At 67.3% G+C, this 20,095-nt stretch carries 17 protein-coding genes; 3 read left to right on the plus strand and 14 right to left on the minus strand.

What is annotated here, in order from left to right; translation table 11 throughout:
• Positions 1-71: 71 nt before the first annotated feature.
• Genes AC07UW_RS04125 through AC07UW_RS04135 form a run of 3 tightly spaced genes read right to left on the minus strand, consistent with a single transcriptional unit; the run spans position 72 to position 4,701 of the window.
• Positions 72-1,511 carry an efflux transporter outer membrane subunit gene (locus tag AC07UW_RS04125; RefSeq protein ID WP_318533510.1) on the minus strand — a complete coding sequence of 480 codons (1,440 nt, stop codon included), beginning with the start codon at positions 1,509-1,511 and terminating at the stop codon, positions 72-74.
• Complete coding sequence (locus AC07UW_RS04130; RefSeq protein ID WP_223494670.1) at positions 1,508-3,466, minus strand: MacB family efflux pump subunit; 1,959 nt, start codon at positions 3,464-3,466, stop codon at positions 1,508-1,510. The genes AC07UW_RS04125 and AC07UW_RS04130 overlap by 4 nt, the downstream gene beginning before the upstream one ends.
• Entirely contained in the window at positions 3,463-4,701 is a 1,239-nt protein-coding gene (locus AC07UW_RS04135; protein WP_025875401.1) for an efflux RND transporter periplasmic adaptor subunit, read from the minus strand. Before AC07UW_RS04135 ends, AC07UW_RS04130 begins: the two co-directional genes overlap by 4 nt.
• Positions 4,702-4,906: 205 nt before the next feature.
• Here AC07UW_RS04135 and AC07UW_RS04140 point away from each other — a divergent pair, with 205 nt between their 5' ends.
• The 3 genes from AC07UW_RS04140 to AC07UW_RS04150 all read left to right on the plus strand — a co-directional run bounded on the left by AC07UW_RS04140 (position 4,907) and on the right by AC07UW_RS04150 (position 10,267).
• On the plus strand, positions 4,907-5,635 hold the full coding sequence (locus AC07UW_RS04140; RefSeq protein ID WP_025875399.1) for a response regulator: 729 nt from the start codon (positions 4,907-4,909) through the stop codon (positions 5,633-5,635).
• A gap of 6 nt (positions 5,636-5,641) precedes the next feature.
• Positions 5,642-7,033, plus strand: a complete 1,392-nt coding sequence (locus AC07UW_RS04145; RefSeq protein ID WP_223484989.1) for an ATP-binding protein — start codon at positions 5,642-5,644, stop codon at positions 7,031-7,033.
• A 213-nt stretch (positions 7,034-7,246) separates the two neighbouring features.
• Positions 7,247-10,267 (plus strand): ligand-binding sensor domain-containing diguanylate cyclase, encoded by a 3,021-nt coding sequence (locus AC07UW_RS04150; protein WP_223494672.1) that lies wholly within the window; start codon positions 7,247-7,249, stop codon positions 10,265-10,267.
• 285 nt (positions 10,268-10,552) lie between these two features.
• Here AC07UW_RS04150 and rnt read toward each other — a convergent pair whose 3' ends face one another.
• From rnt to pstS (AC07UW_RS04205), 11 genes are all read right to left on the minus strand, one after another.
• On the minus strand, positions 10,553-11,137 hold the full coding sequence (rnt, locus tag AC07UW_RS04155) for a ribonuclease T (RefSeq protein WP_032951815.1): 585 nt from the start codon (positions 11,135-11,137) through the stop codon (positions 10,553-10,555).
• Positions 11,138-11,294: 157 nt separating this feature from the next.
• Entirely contained in the window at positions 11,295-11,816 is a 522-nt protein-coding gene (locus tag AC07UW_RS04160; RefSeq protein ID WP_140228547.1) for an HvfX family Cu-binding RiPP maturation protein, read from the minus strand.
• 23 nt (positions 11,817-11,839) lie between these two features.
• Entirely contained in the window at positions 11,840-12,595 is a 756-nt protein-coding gene (locus AC07UW_RS04165) for an HvfC family RiPP maturation protein (RefSeq protein WP_336026255.1), read from the minus strand.
• On the minus strand, positions 12,588-13,463 hold the full coding sequence (locus AC07UW_RS04170) for an HvfB family MNIO-type RiPP peptide maturase (RefSeq protein WP_080149319.1): 876 nt from the start codon (positions 13,461-13,463) through the stop codon (positions 12,588-12,590). Before AC07UW_RS04170 ends, AC07UW_RS04165 begins: the two co-directional genes overlap by 8 nt.
• A complete protein-coding gene (locus tag AC07UW_RS04175) occupies positions 13,450-13,800 on the minus strand; it encodes an HvfA family oxazolone/thioamide-modified RiPP metallophore (protein WP_313282374.1) in 351 nt (116 codons plus the stop codon). The genes AC07UW_RS04170 and AC07UW_RS04175 overlap by 14 nt, the downstream gene beginning before the upstream one ends.
• A gap of 179 nt (positions 13,801-13,979) precedes the next feature.
• Positions 13,980-14,687 (minus strand): phosphate signaling complex protein PhoU, encoded by a 708-nt coding sequence (gene phoU / locus AC07UW_RS04180; RefSeq protein ID WP_025875384.1) that lies wholly within the window; start codon positions 14,685-14,687, stop codon positions 13,980-13,982.
• 65 nt (positions 14,688-14,752) lie between these two features.
• Positions 14,753-15,583, minus strand: a complete 831-nt coding sequence (pstB, locus tag AC07UW_RS04185; protein ID WP_025875381.1) for a phosphate ABC transporter ATP-binding protein PstB — start codon at positions 15,581-15,583, stop codon at positions 14,753-14,755.
• A 19-nt stretch (positions 15,584-15,602) separates the two neighbouring features.
• Positions 15,603-16,466 (minus strand): phosphate ABC transporter permease PstA, encoded by an 864-nt coding sequence (pstA, locus tag AC07UW_RS04190; RefSeq protein WP_032951813.1) that lies wholly within the window; start codon positions 16,464-16,466, stop codon positions 15,603-15,605.
• A complete protein-coding gene (gene pstC, locus AC07UW_RS04195; RefSeq protein ID WP_025875378.1) occupies positions 16,466-17,434 on the minus strand; it encodes a phosphate ABC transporter permease subunit PstC in 969 nt (322 codons plus the stop codon). The genes pstA and pstC overlap by 1 nt, the downstream gene beginning before the upstream one ends.
• A gap of 82 nt (positions 17,435-17,516) precedes the next feature.
• Positions 17,517-18,605 (minus strand): phosphate ABC transporter substrate-binding protein PstS, encoded by a 1,089-nt coding sequence (gene pstS, locus AC07UW_RS04200; protein ID WP_495211485.1) that lies wholly within the window; start codon positions 18,603-18,605, stop codon positions 17,517-17,519.
• A gap of 399 nt (positions 18,606-19,004) precedes the next feature.
• On the minus strand, positions 19,005-20,024 hold the full coding sequence (gene pstS / locus AC07UW_RS04205) for a phosphate ABC transporter substrate-binding protein PstS (protein WP_025875374.1): 1,020 nt from the start codon (positions 20,022-20,024) through the stop codon (positions 19,005-19,007).
• Positions 20,025-20,095 lie beyond the last annotated feature (71 nt).

The raw sequence follows: 20,095 nt of genomic DNA on the forward strand, positions 1-20,095 counted from the left end.
CCCGGCGATCCTGCAGAAACCGCGCTGTTGTCGTTGCCTCTGCGGGTGCGGGGCGCAGCCCCGCATCGCGCTTACCCCGCACTGCCTCCCAGCGCCTTGAACAGCGTCACGTCGTTGTTCAACTGGCTCTGCCGCACCCGTGCCAGTGACAGTTCCGCGTCGCGCCGGGTCTGCTGCGCTTCCAGCCAGGTGCGCAGATCGGTGGCGCCCACGCGATAGCGCACTTCCTGCGCACGTTCCACTTCCACCGCTTCATCGTAGGACGCCTGCGACGCGGTTACCTGGCGCAGCAGCTGCTCGCGTGCGGACAAGGCGTTGTCCACCTCCGACAGCGCGGTGTACAGCGTCTTGCGGAAGTTGGTAGCGGCGATCTGGTAGTTGGTGCCGGCCACGTCCGTATCCAGCTGCGCGCGCTGCAGATTGAGGAAGGGCAGCGACAGGCCAGCTCCCAGCGTCGCCACCGGATTGCGCAGCACATCGCCCAGCGAGGTGGCGCTGGAACCCAGGCTGCCGGTAAGACTCAGTGCCGGGTAGTACTGGGTGGCGGTCACCCGGATCGTCTTCAGGCTGTTGCGCAGCCGCAGTTCGGCCGCGCGCAGGTCGGGCCGGCGGCCGAGCAGGTCGGCGGGCAGGCCTTCGGCAATGCTCGGGCTCTGCGCCTCCAGCAGGTTCTGCGGTTCGTCCTGCTGTGGCCACGGCGTGCCATCCAGCAGCACGGTCAGCGCGTTGCGCACTTCCACCCGCTGTTGTTCCAGCGCGCTCTGCGCCGAACGCTGCGACTGCAGGTTCTGCAGTGCCTGGCGTACTTCCAGGCGCGAAACCGCACCGGCATCGAAGCGCGCCTGCACCAGTTCGTGCGTGCGCTGCAGCCGCTCAAGGTTGGCTTGGCCGGTGGCGATGGACTGGTTGAGGTAGGCCAGTGCCCAGTACTGGTTGATGACATCGCCGATCACCAGCAGGGCGGTGTTCTGCCGGTCTTCTTCGCTGGCGTTGGCCTCCCAGCGGGCGATGTCGCGCTGGGTGCGCAGGCGGCCCCACAGATCGATCTCCCACCCCAGCGACACGCCGGTGGAATAGCTGCGGCGCCAGTCGTCGGCCTGGTCGGTGGCGCGGCTGCCGCTTCCGCTCACGCCGGACGACGAAGGCTGCGGCCACAGCGCGTTGCTGGCCAGCCCGGCCTGCAGGCGTGCACGTTGCACCGCCAAGCCGGCCGCACCGAGGTCGCTGTTGGCGGCAAGCGCCTGCGCGACGAGGCGGTCGAGGCGCTCGTCGCCGAAGCCGGTCCACCAGTTGTCCTGGCGGACGTCACGGGCCGGGGTATCCAGGCCGCTGCGCGGGTCGTCGGCCGGCGCGTTGAGGGTCGCATCGCCACGACCATAGGTGGCGGCAACGCTGGGGTCTTCGACCGGATAGCGGCCTACGGAAGCGCAGGCGGAGAGTGCAAGCAGCACGGCGCCGGACAGCAGCAGGCGCGAGGGAGCGGGGAAGGGCAATCGGGTCATCATCTTCATTCGCGGGCCAGGGCCTCCACCGGGTCGAGCTGGGCGGCACTGCGTGCAGGCAGGAAGCCGAACGCCACGCCGATCAGGGTCGAGCAGGCGAAGGCGGCAATGATGGAAGCGGTGGAGAACAGCACCTGGAAATCACTGGCGAACCGGCCGATCAACACGCCCATCAGCAATGCCAGGCCGATGCCGAGCAAACCGCCGAGCAGGCACACCAGCACCGCTTCGATCAGGAACTGCTGGCGGATGTCGCTCTGCCGCGCCCCCACCGCCATGCGCACGCCGATCTCGCGGGTGCGCTCGGTCACCGAGACCAGCATGATGTTCATCACGCCGATGCCACCGACCAGCAGCGCGATGGCGGCAATGGCGCCGATCAGCAGGGTCATCGTGCGCGTGGTCTGTTCGATGGTGTCGCGGATCTCGGCGCTGTTGCTGAGGAAAAAGTCCTCGGTGCCGTGGCGCATGGTCAGCAGCCGGGTGATTGCTTCCTGTGCCGCATCCATCGGCGTTTCATCGTTCACCCGCACGGTGATGCTGGAAACGTGGCTCTGCCCGAGCATGCGCGACATCACCGTGGTGTAGGGCACGAACACGCTCAGGCTGGTGCTGCCGCCGAAACCGAAGCTCTGCTTCTTGGCCACGCCGACCACGCGCACCGGCACGTTGCCAAGCAGGATCACCTGGCCGATCGGGTCGCTGTCGGGGAAGAACTGGGTCCGGGTGTTCTCATCGATCACCGCCACCTGGCCCAGCCCTTTCACCGCGTCGGTGTCGAAGAAGCTGCCGCTGAGCAGGCTCACGCCCTTCACCCGGAAGTACTGCTCGCCGACGCCGCTGATCTGTGCGGTGGCCGACTGGTTGCGGTAGCGCGCGGTGACCGAACTGGACACGCTGGGGGTGGCGCTGTCGACGTAGCTCTGCCGCGACAGGGCATCGGCATCGCTGGCCTTGAGGGTCTGCACCCGCGCCGAACGCATGTCGCCGAAGCCGCGACCGGGGTAGACGTCGATGGTGTTGGTACCCAGCGCGCTGATGTTCTGCAGGATCTGCTGCTGCGAACCGTTGCCCAGTGCCACCACCGAGACCACCGAAGCGATGCCGATGATGATGCCGAGCATGGTCAGGAAGGTACGCAGGCGATGGGCGTTCATCGCCAGCAGGGCCATCCGGAACGCCTCGGTGAAGCGGTCGCGGGCGGCCTGCCAGCTGCTGCCATGGGCCACGCCAGCGCTCGGTTCGCGTTGCGCACGGTAGCTGGGCGCGGCCAGATTGGCACGGTCGGCGATGATCTCGCCGTCGCGGATCTCGATGATGCGCTGTGCGTGCTCGGCCACGCTCATGTCGTGGGTGACGATGATGATGGTGTGGCCTTCGGCATGCAGTTCGCCGAGGATGGCCATCACCTCTTCGCCGGATTTCGTGTCCAGGGCGCCGGTCGGTTCGTCGGCCAGGATCACCTCGCCACCGTTCATCAACGCTCGCGCGATCGACACGCGCTGCTGCTGGCCACCGGACAGCTGCCCGGGTTTGTGGTGCATGCGGTCGGCCAGGCCCAGCCGCTGCAGCAGCTGCTCGGCACGCGCGGTGCGCACCGGGCCGGGGCTGCCGGCATACACCGCCGGCACGGCCACATTGCCGCGTGCGTCGAGATCACCCAGCAGGTGGTAGCGCTGGAAGATGAAACCGAAGTGCTCGCGGCGCAGCTCGGCCAGCTCGTCGGGCGCCATTTTCCCGGTCTCGCGGCCCGCCACCTGGTAGCTGCCACGGGTCGGGCGGTCCAGGCAGCCGAGGATGTTCATCAACGTGGACTTGCCCGACCCGGACTGGCCGACGATCGCCACCATCTCGCCGGCATGGATGTCCAGGTTGACGTCGCGCAGCACGGCGATGACATCTTCACCGGCCGGGAATTCGCGTCGAAGGTCGCGCAGGCGCAGCAGTGGCGCCGTCATGCTCATCGGCGCCCCATGCCCGGGCCGCCGACCCGCATCTGCATGCCGCCACGGTTGCCGCCGCCAGCGGCTGCCGCAGCGCCGCCTTCGCCGACCACCACGCGCTCGCCTTCCTTCAGGCCGGACAGGACCTCGACGTTGGCGCCGTTGTTGATGCCGACCTTGATCTTGCGCGGCTGCGGCTGGCCCTTGTCGTCGACCACCCGCACGATGCGCTCGCCATCGCGCGACTTCGGTCCCAGTGCCACGGCCGGCACCATCAGCACGCCCTTGGCCTGCTTGAGCAGCACCGATACCTGTGCGGTCATGTCGATGCGCAGGGTGCCATCGGGGTTTTCGACGTCGAACAACGCGTTGTAGTAGACCGCGCTGCTGGAGCTGGAACTGGACGAGCTGCTGGAACTGGACGAGCTTTCGTTGGCGATCGACGCCGGTGCCGGATTGATCTGCCGCAGCGTGGCGTGGTACTTGCGGTCCGGGTCACCCAGCGTGGTGAAGTACACCGGCATGCCGGCCTTGATCTTGACCACGTCGGCCTCGGACACCTCGGCATTGACGGTCACCACGTCCAGCCGTGCCAGCATCACGATGGTCGGCGCGGTCTGGTTGGCGTTCACCGTGCGGCCTTCCTCGGCCACTACCGCCACCACGGTGCCGTCCATCGGCGCGACGATGCGGGTATAGGCCAGGTTGGCACGGGCAGTGCCCAGTTCGGTTTCGCGGCCCTTGATCTGCGCCTCGTAGGACTGCAGCTGCGCACGTGCAGTCTTCAGCTGGGCCTCGGCGGCGTCGTATTCCTGACGCGAGGTGGCTTCGGCAGCCAGCATCTGCTGCTGGCGTGCGAACTCCAGTTCGGCCTGGCGCAGGGTGGCCTGCTGCACTGCGCGCTGCGCGGTCACCTGGTCCAGCGAGGCCTGCGCGTTGAGCACCTGGTTCTGCTGGGTGGTGGCGTCGATCTCGGCGATCAGGTCGCCTTCCTTCACCGTATCGCCCAGCTGCACCTTCAGCGACTTGATCTGGCCGGAGGCCTGCGCGCCGACGCTGACCAGCTTGTAGGCGTCGATCACGCCGGTAGCTTCCACCGTCTGCTCGATGTCGCCGCGGCTGACCGGGGTGGTCGCCAGCGCCGGTGCGGCAGGCTTGCGCAGCAGCCACCAGGCGGATACAGCGGCGATCAGGACAATCAGGGCGATCAACATCAGGCGACCCTTGCGGGTCGCAGGCAACAGGCGGGAGATCACGTGGCGGCTTCACTCTGGGGGCCGCAGCGGCGGCGTTGGTGGGCATTGTGAAGATCGAGCGACGCTGTGCTCAATCCTCGGGGTGTGTCTCTATGTAACACTGTCTGCGAGACTGCGTATCGGCAGGTATCCCGCACTGCGGGGGATACAGTGGTACGCATTGGCCTGGATGCGGTTCAGCTGCCGACACGGGATGATTCGCGACATGGAGACTGAAAACCCGATGCACCGTTTGCTGATCGTCGATGACGACAACGATATCCGCACCCTGCTGGCCGAGCAGCTCGGCCGTGCTGGCTACCAGGTCAGCACCGCCGCCGATGGCACCAGCATGCGCCAGCTGCTGGAACGCGAACACGTGGACCTGATCGTGCTCGACCTCAACCTGCCGCGCGAGGATGGCCTGACCCTGTGTCGCGACCTTCGCGCGCGCTCGAACACGCCGGTGATCATGCTCACCGCGCGCGCCGAGCCGATCGACCGCGTACTCGGCCTGGAAATGGGCGCCGACGACTACCTGGCCAAGCCGTTCGAGCCGCGTGAACTGCTGGCGCGCATCCGCAACGTGCTGCGCCGTACCGAAGCGCTGCCGGCCAACCTGGAACCGCTGGCGGTGCGCCGTGCGCGTTTCTCACGCTGGATCTTCGATCTGGAGCATCGCCACCTGGTCGATCCAGACGGGCGCGTGGTGGTGCTGTCCGGCGCCGAATTCCGCCTGCTGCGGGTGTTCATCGCCCATGCCAACAAGGTGCTCTCGCGCGAGCAGCTGGTGGCCCTCAGCAGCGGCCGCAACTACGAAGCGCAGGACCGCGCCATCGACCTGCAGGTCAGCCGCCTGCGCAACAAGCTGGCCGATGACGGTGGCCCCGATGGCCTGATCAAGACCGTGCGCAACGAAGGCTATGTGCTGGCCTCGGCCGTCAACCTGGAATAAGCCGCGATGAAGCGCCTGCGCCACTTCCTGTCCTCGATGGTCGGACGGCTGTTCGTGATCCTGCTGCTGGGCATGAGCGTGGCCGCGATCGGTGCGACCATGCTGGCCAGTTCCAAGCGGCAGCAGGAATTCGAGCGGCAGAACCTGAACCGCATCGCCGACCGACTGCAGGGCTACATCAACCTGCTGGACGGCAACCCGGAGCTGCGCGAGCGGCTGCTGGAAGTAGGTGGCCCCAGCGTGCGGGCACTGCAGCCCGGCGCGCGCATCGGGCGGGCCGACAAGGCGCTGATGGAAGTACTGGAGGACCGGCCGGGCCCGGTGTCGCGGGCGCATGTGCACTTCGCCTCGTTCCGTTCGTGCATTCCCAAGCTGCAGGACCTGCTGCCGCCACCGCCGCCGGGCCACCGCAAGCCGCCACACGAACGCGATCCCACCTTCATCCCGCCCAAGTGCCGGGCGGTGGACGTGGTGCTCAACGACGGCACGTTGCTGAAGCTCGCCCTGGATTCGCCGGCGATCGCGCACAACGGCATCCTCGCCGTGGACCCGCTGTTCCTGACCCTGCTGGTGCTGGCCATCGCCGTGCTGGCCTACGTGGTGGCACGCATGGCCAGTGCGCCGCTGCAGGAGCTGGCGGCCGCCGCCGAGGACCTGGGCGATGACCTGCAGCGGGCACCCTTGCCGCTGCGCGGGCCGCGTGAAGTGCAGCGCGCCGCCGAAGCCTTCAATGCCATGCAGCATCGGCTGCAGCGCCACCTGGCCGAACGTACGCAGATGCTGGCGGCGATCACCCACGACCTGCAGACGCCGCTGACCCGGCTGCGCCTGCGCCTGGAAAACGTGACCGACGAGACGCTGCGCGAGCGCCTGATCGGCGACCTGGCTGCGATGCAGGCACTGGTACGCGAGGGGCTGGAACTGGCCCGGAGTGCGGAGAGTGCCGAACAGCGCGCCGCGCTGGACCTGGATTCGCTGCTGGAGAGCATCGTCGAGGACACTGCCGAGGACGGCGCCGACGTCGTCTTTGAAGGCCGCAGCGGCGCGGTGCTGATGCTGCGCCCGCTGGCGATGCATCGCTTGTTCTCCAACCTGGTGGACAACGCGGTGATGTATGCGCAACGCGCCCGGGTACGTGTCGAGCGCGGCGAGGGCACGATCACGGTGGTCATCGCCGATGATGGCCCCGGGCTGGCCGATGACCAGCTGGAAGCGGTGTTCGACCCGTTCGTGCGGGTGGAGACATCCCGTTCGCGCGAGACCGGCGGTGCCGGCCTGGGCCTGACCATCGCCCGCGCGCTGGCCGAGAAGGACGGGGGCCGACTGTGGTTGCGCAACCGCCCCGAAGGTGGGCTGGAAGCGGTGGTGCAATGGTCGACCAGCGCCGAGGCGCGGTAGCGGCATTGATCCCGGACCCGGCCCGGTTGCGCCGGGCTGCCCGGGCGCGGTGACGCCGGTGACAGGGTTTGCCCTATCATCTGCGTACTTCCCCATTCTTCGTCCGATGAGCCTGCCTGTTCCTGCCGGCATGCCGCCCTGCGCGGTGCAGCTGTCCCTGTTCGCGTCTGCTGCCGCCACCGGCATCCGCAGCTGGCCGCCGCCGCTGCGCTGATGGGCGGGCAGGGGGCGGGCAGGCGCCGGGCGGGGCGCCACGCGGAGAACATCGGTCGCCTGCTGCAGGTGGGTCTGCTGTGGCTGCTGCTGGCGATTGCCACGCCACTGGCCGCGCAGAGTGGCGCGCCGCCGTTGCGCGACTACGCCATCGACGTGTGGACCTCGCGCAATGGTCTGCCGCACAACTCGCTGCGCGACATCGCGCAGACCCCGGAAGGCCACCTGTGGTTCGCCACCTGGGAAGGCCTGGTGCGCTACAACGGCCTGGATTTCACCGTGTTCGACCGCAGCACCCGGCCGGGGCTGCGCGACAACGGCATCGGCGCGCTGCTGGTCGACCCGCAGGGCGGTCTGTGGATCAGCGATTCGCGCGGCAATGTCAGCCACCGCGGCAGCGACGGCCAGTGGCGGGTCTGGGAACATCAACCGGATACGCCGCAGGTGCTGATCCAGTCCATGCAGATGGACAGCCAAGGGCGCCTGTGGCTGTTGTACGAGGGCAAGGGCATTGGCTATCTGACCCCGGACAAGGGCATCGTCTACCAGCGCCCGCCGCCGGACCTGCCGCTGGCGATGAGTTTCACCAAGATGGCGGTCGATGCGCAGGACCGGGTCTGGATCGGCACCCTCGACGGCCTGGTGCTGCGCGACACAGCCGGCGTACTGCAGCGCGCGCCAGCAGCGTGGGGCGTGGACAAGGGCCTGTCGTGGCCCTATCGCGCACCCGATGGCACGCTGTGGATCGTCGCGGGCGAGCGCCTGTACCGGGTGGAGGATGATCGCCTGGTGCTGGTGCACCGGCTGCCTGGCCAGCTGCACTTGACCGCCATGCTGCAGGACCGCCATGGCGACCTGTGGCTGGGCACCGAGAACCAAGGGCTGCTGCGCATCTCGGCACATGGCCTGGAGCGCCTGCCAGCGGGCCTGAACCTGCCCGGCGGGCGCGTGGTCAGCCTGCGCGAAGACGCCGAGGGCAGCATCTGGGTGGGTGCCAATGGCGGCCTGTACCGCCTGCGCGAAACCCTGTTCAGCAGTTACACCGAACGCGATGGCCTCAGCGGCGACTACGTGCGCACGGTGCTCGAAGACCGTGACCGTCACCTGTGGGTGGGCAGCGCCAGCGGCCTGGACCTGCAGACCGCCGACGGTCGATTCCGTGCGATACCGCTGCACAACCGCGGTGGCAAGGCGCCTTCGGTGCTGAGCCTGGCGCAGGATGCCGGCGGCGATCTGTGGGTGGGCACCTTCGGCGACGGCATCTACCGGCTGCACGCCGATGGACGGCTTCGCCACAACTACGCGGCGGCCGATGGCCTGCCCGGCGGCAACATCCGTGCGATCAGCATCGCGCCTGATGGCGTGATCTGGGCGGGAACGCAGAAGGGCGTGGTCCGTATCGAGGGTGACAAGGTAACCGTGCCCACGGTTCCCGGCATGCCGGGAGGCCTGACCACCGCGCTGGAACACGATCACCAGGGAAATCTGTGGATCGGCACCATCGAAGGCGTCCGCGTGCTGCGCGGTGACCGGGTGCAGTCGATCGACCTGGCGCCGCTGGGCGGTGGCCGCAGCGTGTTCGGCTTCCACCAGATCGGCGATGCGATGTGGATCAGCAGTGATCGTGGGCTGTACCGCTGGCAGGCGGGGACGCTGGCACGGGTGGGCCTGGAGCAGGGCATGCCGGTGGATGCGGTGTTCCAGCTGGTGCCCGACCGACTGGGCAACGTGTGGATCAGCAGCAACCGCGGAGTACTGCGCACCGACATGGCCACGCTCAACGCCGTGGCCGACGGACGCGCGCCGCGGGTCACGGTGGAGCGTTACAACGAGATCGACGGCATGGCCAATGCGCAGGCCAACGGCAGCTCCGGTCCCTCGGCGATCCTGCGCCAGGACGGCACGTTCTGGGTGGTGACCGCCGGTGGCTTGAGCACGGTCGATCCGCAGCGGCTGCAGCGTTTCCGTGAACGCCCGGCACCGCCTGCGGCAATCGAGAACGTACAGGTCGACGGTGCGCCGGTGCACTGGGAAGGCCCCGAGCGCAACCTGATTCCCGGTGGGCGACGGCTTGCGGTGAGCTACGTGGGCCTGAGCTACCTGATGTCCGACCGCATCCGCTACCGCACGCGGCTGGAGGGGCTGGACAACGGCTGGGTGGAACGTGGCCCGCAGCGCAGCGTGGAATTCGTCGGCCTGCCGCCGGGTGATTACACGCTGCACGTGGCCGCCGCGCACCCGGGGGGCAGTTGGGGTCATCAGGAGGCGGTGTGGAGCTTTACTGTCGAGCCGTTCTGGTGGCAGCGGCACAGCGTGCAGGCGCTGATCGGGCTGGTGCTGCTGTCCGCGCTGGTGGCGCTGTACCGCTTCCTGCTGCAGCAGTACAAGGCCAGCAACCTGCGCCTGGCACGGCGCGTGGACGAGGCGACCTTCGACCTGCAGGCGCAGACCGTGCACCTGCAGGCCCTGAACCAGGAGAAGACCGAGCTGGCCGAGCGCCTGGCGCGGCAGGCCGAGGCGTTCGAACGACAGGCCCGCGAAGACGCGCTGACCCGGCTGGCCAACCGTCGCGGCTTCGACGAGGCGCTGGCCCGCGACTTCGCCCGCGCCCAGCGCAGCGGTCATCCGCTGTGCCTGGTGGTGCTGGACATCGACCACTTCAAGGACGTCAACGACCAGCACAGCCACAGCATCGGTGATGCGGTACTGGTGGAAGTGGCCCAGGTGATCGCCGCCGCCAGCCGTGATTCGGACCTGCCGGCACGCACCGGCGGCGAAGAATTCGCGCTGCTGCTCAATGACACCCGGCTGGAGGAGGCGGCGCAGCTGTGCGCGCGCCTGCGTGGCTTGTTCCATGACCATCCGGACTGGGCCGGCATCCCGGGCCTGCGGGTGACCTTCAGCGCCGGCCTGGTGGAACTGGACGGTGACGACCGCACCCCGGCACTGCTGTACCAGCGCGCCGACCGCGCGTTGTACCGCGCGAAGAGTGACGGCAGGGATCGCACGAGCATCGGTTGATCCAATGCAAAGCATCCACGCATGGCGTGGATCTACTGGCATTGCCGTACCAACAGTCGGCACCCATCGAGCGCAGCGACCCGCTGTTGCTCCCGCCTTTCTGATCTTTCCGTGGCGCCCGGAAAACTGTCAAAGGCCGGGCAGGGTGGGTTCGCGGGGGTATCCGCGCCATGGATGGCGCGGCTAAGCCCCCAAGGATGGGTTTACGGCGTCCCCCGCGAATCCATCCTGCCCGGCCTCACCCGCAATGCCGATTCGCCACGAGGGGCTTCGCCGTTGGCTGCTTCACCGCGGCCAGGCGTTGGCGATCGTGCAGAACAACCGCGCCGTCTGCTCGGTGTCATACACCGCGCTGTGCGCCTCGTTGGCGTCCCAGCCCAGCCCGGCCGCCGTGGCCGCGCGTGCCAGCACCGTCTGGCCATAGGCAATGCCCGCCAGGGTGACCGTGTCGAACACGCTGAAGGGGTGGAACGGGTTGCGCTTGTGCCCGGTACGGGCGACGGCTGCGTTGACGAAGCCGAGATCGAAATGCGCGTTGTGGCCGACCAGGATCGCGCGCTGGCAGCCGTACTTCTTCATCGCTGCACGCACCGGAGTGAAGACGTGGTCCAACGCCGCCTTCTCTTCCTTGGCCAGCCGGAACGGGTGGTCGAGGATGATGCCGGTCACTTCCAGTGACTTCGGGTCGATCTCCAGTCCCTCGGCCGGCACCACGTGGGCGCTGGCGGTCTGGCCGGGGTAGAGCAGGCCGTTCTCGTCCATCTCGATCGGCACGGCGGCGATTTCCAGCAGTGCATTGCGCTGGCTGTCGAAGCCGCCGGTTTCAACATCCACCACCACCGGCAGGAAGCCGCGGAAGCGTTGTGACATCGCGCGCTGCGCCTGGGGTACGTCGGAAACAGGGGCGGGGGCAGGTGCGGAAGTGGGGTCAGTCATGTACGGATTCTAGCAGAGCGACCCTGAGCGCCCGGGATCCCGGTAGGTGCCAACCTTGGTTGGCACACTGCGCGCCGACCAGGGACGGCGTCTACCGGAGCACAGGCCGCGCCGTGGGGCCCGACGGATACCAGCGCGCCAGCACCGCATCCACGCTCAGGCGCCCAGCACCGGTGAACAGCAGCGGCAACAGCATCGCCATGAACAGCAGCGGCAGTTTGAAGTTGCCAAAGCCCTGATCGCTGATCGCATAGCCCATCGCCAGATCGCCCAGCGAGCTCCATTCGGCCGGCCAGTGCACCGCGTACGTTGCCACAGCCGTCAGCACCAGCAGGCTGGCGGCCGCAACGCGGGTGCCGAAGCCCAACAGCAGGCACGCTGCGCCCACCAGTTCGAACCAGGTGGCCAATTGCCAGTTCAGCGCAGCGGGCAGCTGGTCGAACGGAAACGGAAAGGCATCCTGCAGATCGGCGAACCAGTTCTGCCCGTGCAGCTTCTCGCGCCCGGATTCGAAGAATTCCCAGGCAAGCAGCAGGCGCAGGCCAAGCGGGGCCAACCACGGGGCGAAACGGTCCAGCTGGCCGCGTGCGGCGGCCAGGGTCGGGGTCTTCATCGGTGTATCTCCTGGAAGGGGCGTCAGGGTGAAGCGGGGAGTGGACCGATCACGCCAGCACGCAGGAACTGCTGCAGCAGGTGCGCGCCAGGGGCGGCCAATGTCCCAGGATCGAGGTGGTGCAGGGCGGCCAGTTGCTGCAGCTGTTGTTGGCCGGTGGCCCCGGGGGACTCGCCGATCAGGGTCAGCAGATGCACCGCCAGGCTGGTCAGTGTGGCAAATCGCACCGCACCATCGGCATCGCGCCGTACCAGCAGGCCGGTGGGCTCTGCCGGTGGCTGCGACGGTGCATCGTCGCTACCCAGTTGATGCACCGGCCAGCGGTACAGCAGTGGCCAGGCCAGCGGTGAGCGGCGCAGCGGCACCTGCAGCGGATCGATGTCGCCCGGTTCCGGCAGCGGATCGGCCTGCAGCTGGTACAGCGCGGTCTCCACCCACTCGTAGTGGGCCAGTTCGGCAAGCGCCGGATGCGGCAGCTCCGGCTGCACCTGCAGCCACTGCACGAACTCGGCAGCCAGTTCGGTGAACAACGGGGTGTGGCAATGGTGGCTGGCGAAATAGTGGCGCACCAGTGCACTCCAGTCCGGTTCGCCCAGCAGGCGCACGCAGACCGGGAAGCCATTGCTCAACAATCCCAGCAGATTGTTGAACAGCAGGCGTTCGTACACGGCCACCCGACGCGGATCCATGCCGGGCGGCGCCGGTACCCGCGCCGGGTCGCGCAGGTGCGCGGTGAACGCGTGCTGCTGCGCACGCAGGCGTTCGGGGGCGTCAGCCATGGGCGGCTCCGGCATGCGCGGCCTGCAGGCGGTGGATGGTCTGCAGTTCGCCCCGCAGCTCGGCGTAGGGCGGGAAATTGAAGTCGCGTTCGAGCAGGGTAGGGCGTGGGCCGATGCGGGCGTAGGTGCGTGCCAGCAGGTCCCACACCGGATCGATCACCGGGCTGCCGTGGGTGTCGATCTTCAGGTCCGGCGCCTCGTCCAGGTGCCCGGCCACGTGCAGGCAGACGATGCGTTGTGCGGGCAGGCCGGCGATGAAGGCATCGGCGTCGTAGCCATGGTTGCAGGCATTGACGTAGACGTTGTTGACGTCCAGCAGCAGATCGCAGTCGGCCTCGGCCAGCACGGCAGTGGTGAAGGCCAGTTCGTCCATCGTCGGGTCCGGCGCCAGGTAGTACGACACGTTTTCCACGGCGATGCGGCGGCCGAGAATGTCCTGCACCCGCGCGATGCGGGCAGCGGTGTGGCGTATCGCTTCATCGGTGAATGGAATCGGCAGCAGGTCGTACAGGTGGCCCTCGTCGCTGCAGTAGCTCAGGTGTTCGCTGTACAGCGGCACTTGATGCTGGTGCAGAAACGCACCCACCTGCGCCAGCAGCTGGGTATCCAGGGGCGCACTGCCGCCCAGCGACAACGACAGGCCGTGGCAGCTCAGCGGATGGCGCGCCGCCAGTTCGGCCAACGCGTCACCTGCGGGACCACCGACACCGATCCAGTTCTCCGGCGCGCATTCGAGGAAATCGAAATCGCCGGCCGGTGCATCGCGCAGGTCCTGCAGCAGGGCACGGCGCAGGCCCAGGCCCACGGCCGCCGCAGGAAGCGGCGACCGCGGGTGGACGACGCCGGCGCGGACGTCAGTGCTTGCCACCGCACTTGCCTTCGCCGCACTTGCCTTCGGCCGACTTCTTGTCACCGCCGGTCTTGGCCTTGGTGTCCGCACCGGCCGCTGCCTTGCCCTTGTCGCCGCCGCACTTGCCTTCAGCACTCTTGCCGTCGGCGCCACACTTGCCTTCGGCATGCTTGGCCGCATCGGCGGATCTTGCATCGGTCGCCTTCGCGTCGGTGGCCTTGGCCGCCTGGCCGGCCACCAGGTAGCCCTGGGCGAGGTCGGTCATGCTCAGGGCCGAGGCGGAGGCGGTCATGCCGAGGCCGGCGGCCAGGGCGGTGGCGGTCAGCAGGGACAGCGTCTTGTTGGAGGTGCTCATCGGTCGTGCTCCTGGTGGTGGGCGGGTGCCCGTGGTGAAGCGATGGTGCAGCGATCCTACTCAACGAATCCTCGCCGGGAATTCAAATTTTCGTGAGAAGTATTACAGCGCCAACAAAAAGGCCGCTGTCACGAGGACAGCGGCCACCCTGGAGTCGAATCCGGTGTTGCAGTGCAGTATCAGATATCGCCTGCGCTGGAGGTCTCGTCGCGCTTCTGGCGCGGCGGCAGCGGCTGTTCGCCGTGCACCAGGAACCACACGTTCTCGGCGATGTTGGTGGCATGGTCGCCCACGCGCTCCAGGTTCTTGGCCATGAACAGCAGGTGGGTGCACGGGGTGATGTTGCGCGGGTCTTCCATCATGTAGGTCAGCAGCTCGCGGAACAGCGCGGTGTACTGCGCATCCAGGCGGGCGTCGTCCTCGCGCAGTTCCAGCGCGGCATCGGCGTCGTTGTCGCGGTAGGCGGCGATGGCGCGGCGGACCTGCTGTGCGGCCAGGCGGCCGAGGGCGCGCAGGCCCTGGATCTGCGGCAGCGGCGGCACCTTGCCCAGCGCGATCGAGCGCTTGGCGACGTTGGCCGCGTAGTCGCCAATGCGCTCGATATCGGCCGGAATGCGCAGGCCGGCGAGGATTTCGCGCAGGTCGCGGGCCATCGGGCCACGCAGCGCCAGGCGCATCACGTCGTGGCTGATCTGCTGTTCCAGCGAATCGATCGCTTCGTCGTTGGCGATGATGCGATGGGCGGCGTTCTCATCGCGCTTCTCGATGACGTCCATCGACGCCTCCAGCTGGGCGACGGCCATCTCGCCCATGCGCACGATCTCGGCCACCAGGCGCTGCTGCTCTTCGTCGTAGCTTTTGACGATGTGGTCGTTGGGAAGGTTCATGTTCTGCAATCCAGGTAGAGCCAGGGCGCGCCTGGCTGGGACAGGTGGCGAAGCGTCAGCGCCGATCAGCCGAACCGGCCGGTGATGTAATCCTCGGTCTGCTGCTTGGACGGCTGCGAGAAGATCACTTCGGTGCGGTCGTGCTCGATCAGGTCGCCCAGGTACATGAAGGCGGTGTAATCGGACACGCGCGCGGCCTGCTGCATGTTGTGGGTGACGATCACGATGGTGTACTCGTGCTTGAGCTCTTCCACCAGCTGCTCGATGCGGCTGGTGGAAATCGGGTCCAGCGCCGAGGTCGGCTCGTCCAGCAGCAGCACCGACGGGCGCAGGGCCACGGCACGGGCGATGCACAGACGCTGCTGCTGGCCACCGGACAGGCCCAGCGCGCTCTGGTTGAGCTTGTCCTTCACTTCGTCCCACAGCGCGCCCTGGCGCAGTGCGTGCTCGACACGGTCGGCCATGTCCGCCTTGGACAGCTTCTCGTGGTGGCGGATGCCGTAGGCCACGTTCTCGAAGATGGTCATCGGGAACGGCACCGGCTTCTGGAACACCATGCCGACCTTGCTGCGCAGGCGGTTCATCGGGTACTTCGGCGACAGGATGTTCTCGCCGTCGAGGATCACCTCACCGCGCGCTTCCAGCTTCGGGTACAGCGCGTAGATGCGGTTGAAGATGCGCAGCAGGGTCGACTTGCCGCAACCGGAGGGACCGATCAGCGCGGTCACGCGCTTTTCCGGGATCTCCAGGTTGATGCCCTTCAGGGCGTGGAACTTGTCGTAGTAGAAGTCCAGTCCACGCGCGGCGAGCTTGACCGGGGCCGGAGCGTGCAGGTTCTCGTGCGAGGCCGGCACGACGATGCGCTGCATCGGCACGGCGTTGGAAAGGTCGTTCATGGCGGTATCCACGGAAAGGTCAGTCATGGGAGATACGGTTGCGCAGCAGGATGCCGCGCGCAGAGAGGCTGACCAGCAGCACGAACACGGTCAGCACCAGCGCGCCGGCCCAGGCCAGCACCTGCCAGGATTCGTACGGGCTGCCGGCGAACTGGTTCATCACCACCGGCACCGAGGCCATCGGCTGGAACACGTTGCTGTTCCAGTACTGGTTGCCGAAGGCGGTGAACAGCAGCGGTGCGGTCTCGCCGGAAATGCGGGCCAGCGCCAGCAGGATGCCGGTGATGATGCCGGCCGAGGCACTGCGGTACAGCACCTGCACGATCACCTTCCACTGCGGAATGCCCAGCGAAAGCGCGGCTTCGCGCATCTGCGAAGGCACCAGGCGCAGCATCTCGTCGGTGGTACGCACCACCACCGGCAGCACGATGAAGGCCAGCGACAGTGCACCGGCGAAGGCGGAGAAGCTGCCGCCGGTCTGCATCACGTACAGGGTGTAGACGAACAGGCCCAGCACGATGGACGGGGCCGACAGCAGGATGTCGTTGACGAAGCGGACCACGGTGCCGGCCTTGCGGGCGTTGCCGTACTCGGCCAGCCAGGTGCCGGCCAGCACACCCAGCGGGGTGCCGATGCCGATCGCCAGCGCACACATCACCGCACTGCCGAAGAAGGCATTGGCCAGGCCGCCTTCCTGCATCGGCGGCGGTGTCATCTTGGTGAACAGATCCAGGTTGATGCCGGCCAGGCCCTTGGAGGCCAGGGTGAACAGGATCCAGCCGAGGAAGAACAGGCCGAACAGCGCAGTGGCGCAGGACATCGCGATGGCGATGACATTGCCGATGCGGCGGCGCAGGTACAGGGAGTCAGCGGTGCTGGACATCAGTTGCCCTCCTTGCGGGACAGGCGCATCAGCATCAGGCGGGCGATGGCGAGCACCACGAAGGTGACGATGAAGAGGACGAAGCCGAGCAGCAGCAACGCCGAGCGGTAGGTTTCAGTGGCTTCGCCGAAGTCGTTGGCGATCAGTGCGGCGATGGTGGTGCCCGGTTCCAGCAGCGACGGCGACAGGCGCACGCTGTTGCCGATCACGAAGGCCACTGCCATCGTCTCGCCCAGTGCGCGGCCGAGGCCGAGGAACACGCCACCGATCACTGCCGAGCGGGTGTAGGGCAGCACGATGTCCCAGCTCACTTCCCACTTGGTGGAACCCAGCGCGTAGGCCGATTCCTTCAGGCGGGTCGGCACGGTCAGGAACACTTCGCGCATCACCGAGGAGATGAACGGGATGACCATGATCGCCAATACGAAGCCGGCGGTGAGCATGCCGATGCCCAGCGGCGGGCCCTGGAACACCGGGCCGATGATCGGCCATTCGCCCAGGGTTTCGTTGAGGAACGGGGTGACGTACTCGGTCATCACCGGCACCAGCACGAACAGGCCCCACATGCCGTAGATGATCGAGGGAATGCCCGCCAGCAGTTCGATGGCGGTACCGACTGGGCCACGCAGCCAGCGCGGTGCCACTTCGGTGAGGAAGAAGGCGATGCCGAAGCTGACCGGTACGGCGATGACCATCGCGATCAGCGCGGTGACCAGGGTGCCGTAGATCGGGGCGAGGGCGCCGAACTTGTTTTCGACCGGATTCCAGTCGGAGGAGAAGAAGAAGCTCAGGCCCTGCATCTGCAGGGCGTGGCGACCACCCCACAGCATCGACAGTGCGGCGCAGGCCAGCGCGATCAGGACGAAGATGACGGTGCCGACCAGCACCCATCGGAACAGTTTGTCGTTGCGGGCATCACGCGTGTCACGCGTGGACGGGGCGGCTACAGGCTGGGCGATGGCATTCATGGGGACGGCAGGGCCAGGAAGGGGCGGGGCAGCACGATGTGCAGGAGACGGTGCCCGCACGTGGCGGGCACCGTCGGGTCCATCACTTCAGTTCGGTCGCCCAGTAGGCTTCGATCTGCTTGACCAGCTCGGCCGGCAGCGGCACGTAGTGCAGTTCGTTGGCCTGGGTCTGGCCGCTTTCGAAGGCCCACTTGAAGAAGGCCAGGGCATCCTGGTTGCGCTTGGCATCCTTCGGCTTCTTCTGCATCAGCATGAAGTTGGTGGCGGTGATCGGCCACGCCTGCTCGCCCGGGGCGTTGGTGATGACCAGGTTGAAGTCCTTGGCGCTGGCCCAGTCGGCGCTGGCGGCAGCGGCGGCGAAGGTTTCAGCGTTCGGCTGCACCCAGGTGCCGGCGGCGTTCTGCAGCGAGGTGTACGGCATCGCGTTCTGCAGGGCATAGGCCAGTTCGACGTAGCCGATCGAGCCCTTGATCTGCTTCACGTAGGAAGCAACGCCTTCATTGCCCTTGCCACCCACGCCGTCCGGCCACTGCACCGAGGTGCCTTCGCCGACCTTGCTCTTCCACTCCGGGCTGACCTTGGACAGGTAGTTGGAGAAGTTGAAGGTGGTGCCCGAACCATCCGAACGGTGGACGATGGTGATCTTGCCGTCCGGCAGGGTCACGCCCGGGTTGGCGGCGACGATGGCCGGGTCGTTCCAGGTCTTGACCTTGCCCAGGAAGATGTCGGCGAGCAGGGCGCCACTGAGGCGCAGCTTGCCGGCTTCCAGGCCGTCGATGTTGACCACCGGCACCACGCCGCCGATGGCCGACGGGAACTGGGCCAGGCCGGCCTGGCCCAGCTCATCGCTGCTCAGCGGCTTGTCGGACGAACCGAAATCGACGGTGCCGGCCTTGATCTGGGCGATGCCACCACCGGAACCGATCGACTGATAGTTGATCTTGGCGCCGGTGGCGGTGTTGTAGTCAGCCGACCACTTGGACACCAGCGGGAAGATGAAGGAGGCGCCAGCACCGGAGACCTCAGCGGTCACCTTGTCGCCGGCAGCGGCCGGAGCAGCGGCGCCGTCAGCGGCCGGCTGCTGAGCGGCCTGCTTGTCGCCACCGCAGGCAGACAAGCCCAGGGCGATGGCCAGGGAAAGGGCGGCAAGGCTGGCCGAGTGCAGTTTCATGGTCACTCCATAGCGGGGTAGAGCCGACGGTGTCGGCGGATGCGGCTATGAAATGATGTTTTTGTTACAGCCGTATGACGTCCATGACAGAGGTGTCCTGGATCACGTTCTGGCAAGGGTTTCGCGGGATTCACGGTTGGCCGCCGGGTCGGCTGACGACACCAACTGCGCTTCTGCGCGGTCCCCGGCGCGGCGGAGGGCCGGGTAACCGTTGCCCCCGCTCCTGCCTTCCATGACCCATCGCCGCAACAACTCACCAACGGAAGCGCAGCGCCTTTCACGACCAACCCTACAAAAAAGAAGAGCGCCGGACCCAGAGGGATCCAGCGCCCGGTGGGGCCGGCGGGGGAGAGAGGACCCGCCGGCCCCGTTCCTGCGGGGGAACGCCTTGCAACGAACTCAGTACTTCAGGTTCTGCGTCCAGTAGGTCTCGATCTGGCGCACCAGCGCGTCCGGCAGCGGCACATAGTCCAGCTGCTTGGCCTGCGCATCGCCATTCTTGTAGACCCAGCGGAAGAACTCCTGCGTGGCCTTGGCGCCCGCCACGTTCTTCGGCTGCTTGCGCACCAGGATGAAGTTGGTGGCGGTGATCGGCCATGCATCAGCGCCCGGGGCGTTGGTCATCACCAGGTAGAAGTCACGGGCGTTGGCCCAGTCGGCGCTGGCCGCAGCGGCCGAGAACGAGGCGTCCGACGGCTGCACGATCTTGCCGGCCGCGTTCTTCATCGCCGCGTAGGACATCTTGTTCTGCAGCGCGTAGGACAGTTCGACGTAGCCGATGCCGCCCTTGATCTGCTTCACGTAGGCAGCAACGCCTTCGTTGCCCTTGCCGCCGATGCCGGCCGGCCACTGTACCGAAGTGCCTTCACCGACCTTGCTCTTCCACTCCGGGCTGACCTTGGACAGGTAGTTGACGAAGTTGAAGGTGGTGCCCGAACCGTCCGAACGATGGACGATCGTGATCTTGCCGCTGGGCAGGGTCAGGCCGCTGTTCAGTGCGGCGATGGCCGGGTCGTTCCAGGTGGTGATCTTGCCCAGGAAGATGTTGGCCAGGGTCGGGCCGTCCAGCTTCAGCGCGCCGGGGGCGACGCCAGCAACGTTGATCACCGGCACCACGCCGCCGATCACCGACGGGAACTGGGCCAGGCCGGCGGCAGCCAGCTCTTCCGGCTTCAACGGCGCGTCGGACGAACCGAAGTCCACGGTCGCTGCCTTGATCTGGGCGATACCACCGCCGGAACCGATCGACTGGTAGTTGACCTTCTTGCCGGTGGCGGTGCTGTAGTCGGCCGACCACTTGGACATCACCGGGTAGATGAACGAGGCGCCCGCGCCGGTGACATCGGCGGCGTTGGCGGCGAACACGGACGACGCGGCCAGAATGGCGACGGCGGCGCGCGACTTGAAGGCGTGGATCACGGGAGAGACTCCTGGGGTGGTCGAGGGGCGGCTGCCCGACGTTTCGGTGCACATTCCATAACGGTTCCATG

Source organism: Stenotrophomonas sp. GW821-FHT02D01 (assembly GCF_059421765.1).

Excerpts from the sequence above, each read along its gene's own strand:
- AC07UW_RS04130 (WP_223494670.1), bottom strand. The coding sequence starts at position 3,466 with ATGAGCATGACGGCGCCACTGCTGCGCCTGCGCGACCTTCGACGCGAA.
- AC07UW_RS04125 (WP_318533510.1), bottom strand. The coding sequence starts at position 1,511 with ATGAAGATGATGACCCGATTGCCCTTCCCCGCTCCCTCGCGCCTGCTG.
- pstA (WP_032951813.1), bottom strand. The coding sequence starts at position 16,466 with ATGTCCAGCACCGCTGACTCCCTGTACCTGCGCCGCCGCATCGGCAAT.
- AC07UW_RS04150 (WP_223494672.1), top strand. The coding sequence starts at position 7,247 with ATGGGCGGGCAGGGGGCGGGCAGGCGCCGGGCGGGGCGCCACGCGGAG.
- pstB (WP_025875381.1), bottom strand. The coding sequence starts at position 15,583 with ATGAACGACCTTTCCAACGCCGTGCCGATGCAGCGCATCGTCGTGCCG.
- pstC (WP_025875378.1), bottom strand. The coding sequence starts at position 17,434 with ATGAATGCCATCGCCCAGCCTGTAGCCGCCCCGTCCACGCGTGACACG.
- phoU (WP_025875384.1), bottom strand. The coding sequence starts at position 14,687 with ATGAACCTTCCCAACGACCACATCGTCAAAAGCTACGACGAAGAGCAG.
- AC07UW_RS04175 (WP_313282374.1), bottom strand. The coding sequence starts at position 13,800 with ATGAGCACCTCCAACAAGACGCTGTCCCTGCTGACCGCCACCGCCCTG.
- AC07UW_RS04145 (WP_223484989.1), top strand. The coding sequence starts at position 5,642 with ATGAAGCGCCTGCGCCACTTCCTGTCCTCGATGGTCGGACGGCTGTTC.
- pstS (WP_495211485.1), bottom strand. The coding sequence starts at position 18,605 with ATGAAACTGCACTCGGCCAGCCTTGCCGCCCTTTCCCTGGCCATCGCC.
- rnt (WP_032951815.1), bottom strand. The coding sequence starts at position 11,137 with ATGTCACAACGCTTCCGCGGCTTCCTGCCGGTGGTGGTGGATGTTGAA.
- AC07UW_RS04160 (WP_140228547.1), bottom strand. The coding sequence starts at position 11,816 with ATGAAGACCCCGACCCTGGCCGCCGCACGCGGCCAGCTGGACCGTTTC.
- AC07UW_RS04140 (WP_025875399.1), top strand. The coding sequence starts at position 4,907 with ATGGAGACTGAAAACCCGATGCACCGTTTGCTGATCGTCGATGACGAC.
- AC07UW_RS04165 (WP_336026255.1), bottom strand. The coding sequence starts at position 12,595 with ATGGCTGACGCCCCCGAACGCCTGCGTGCGCAGCAGCACGCGTTCACC.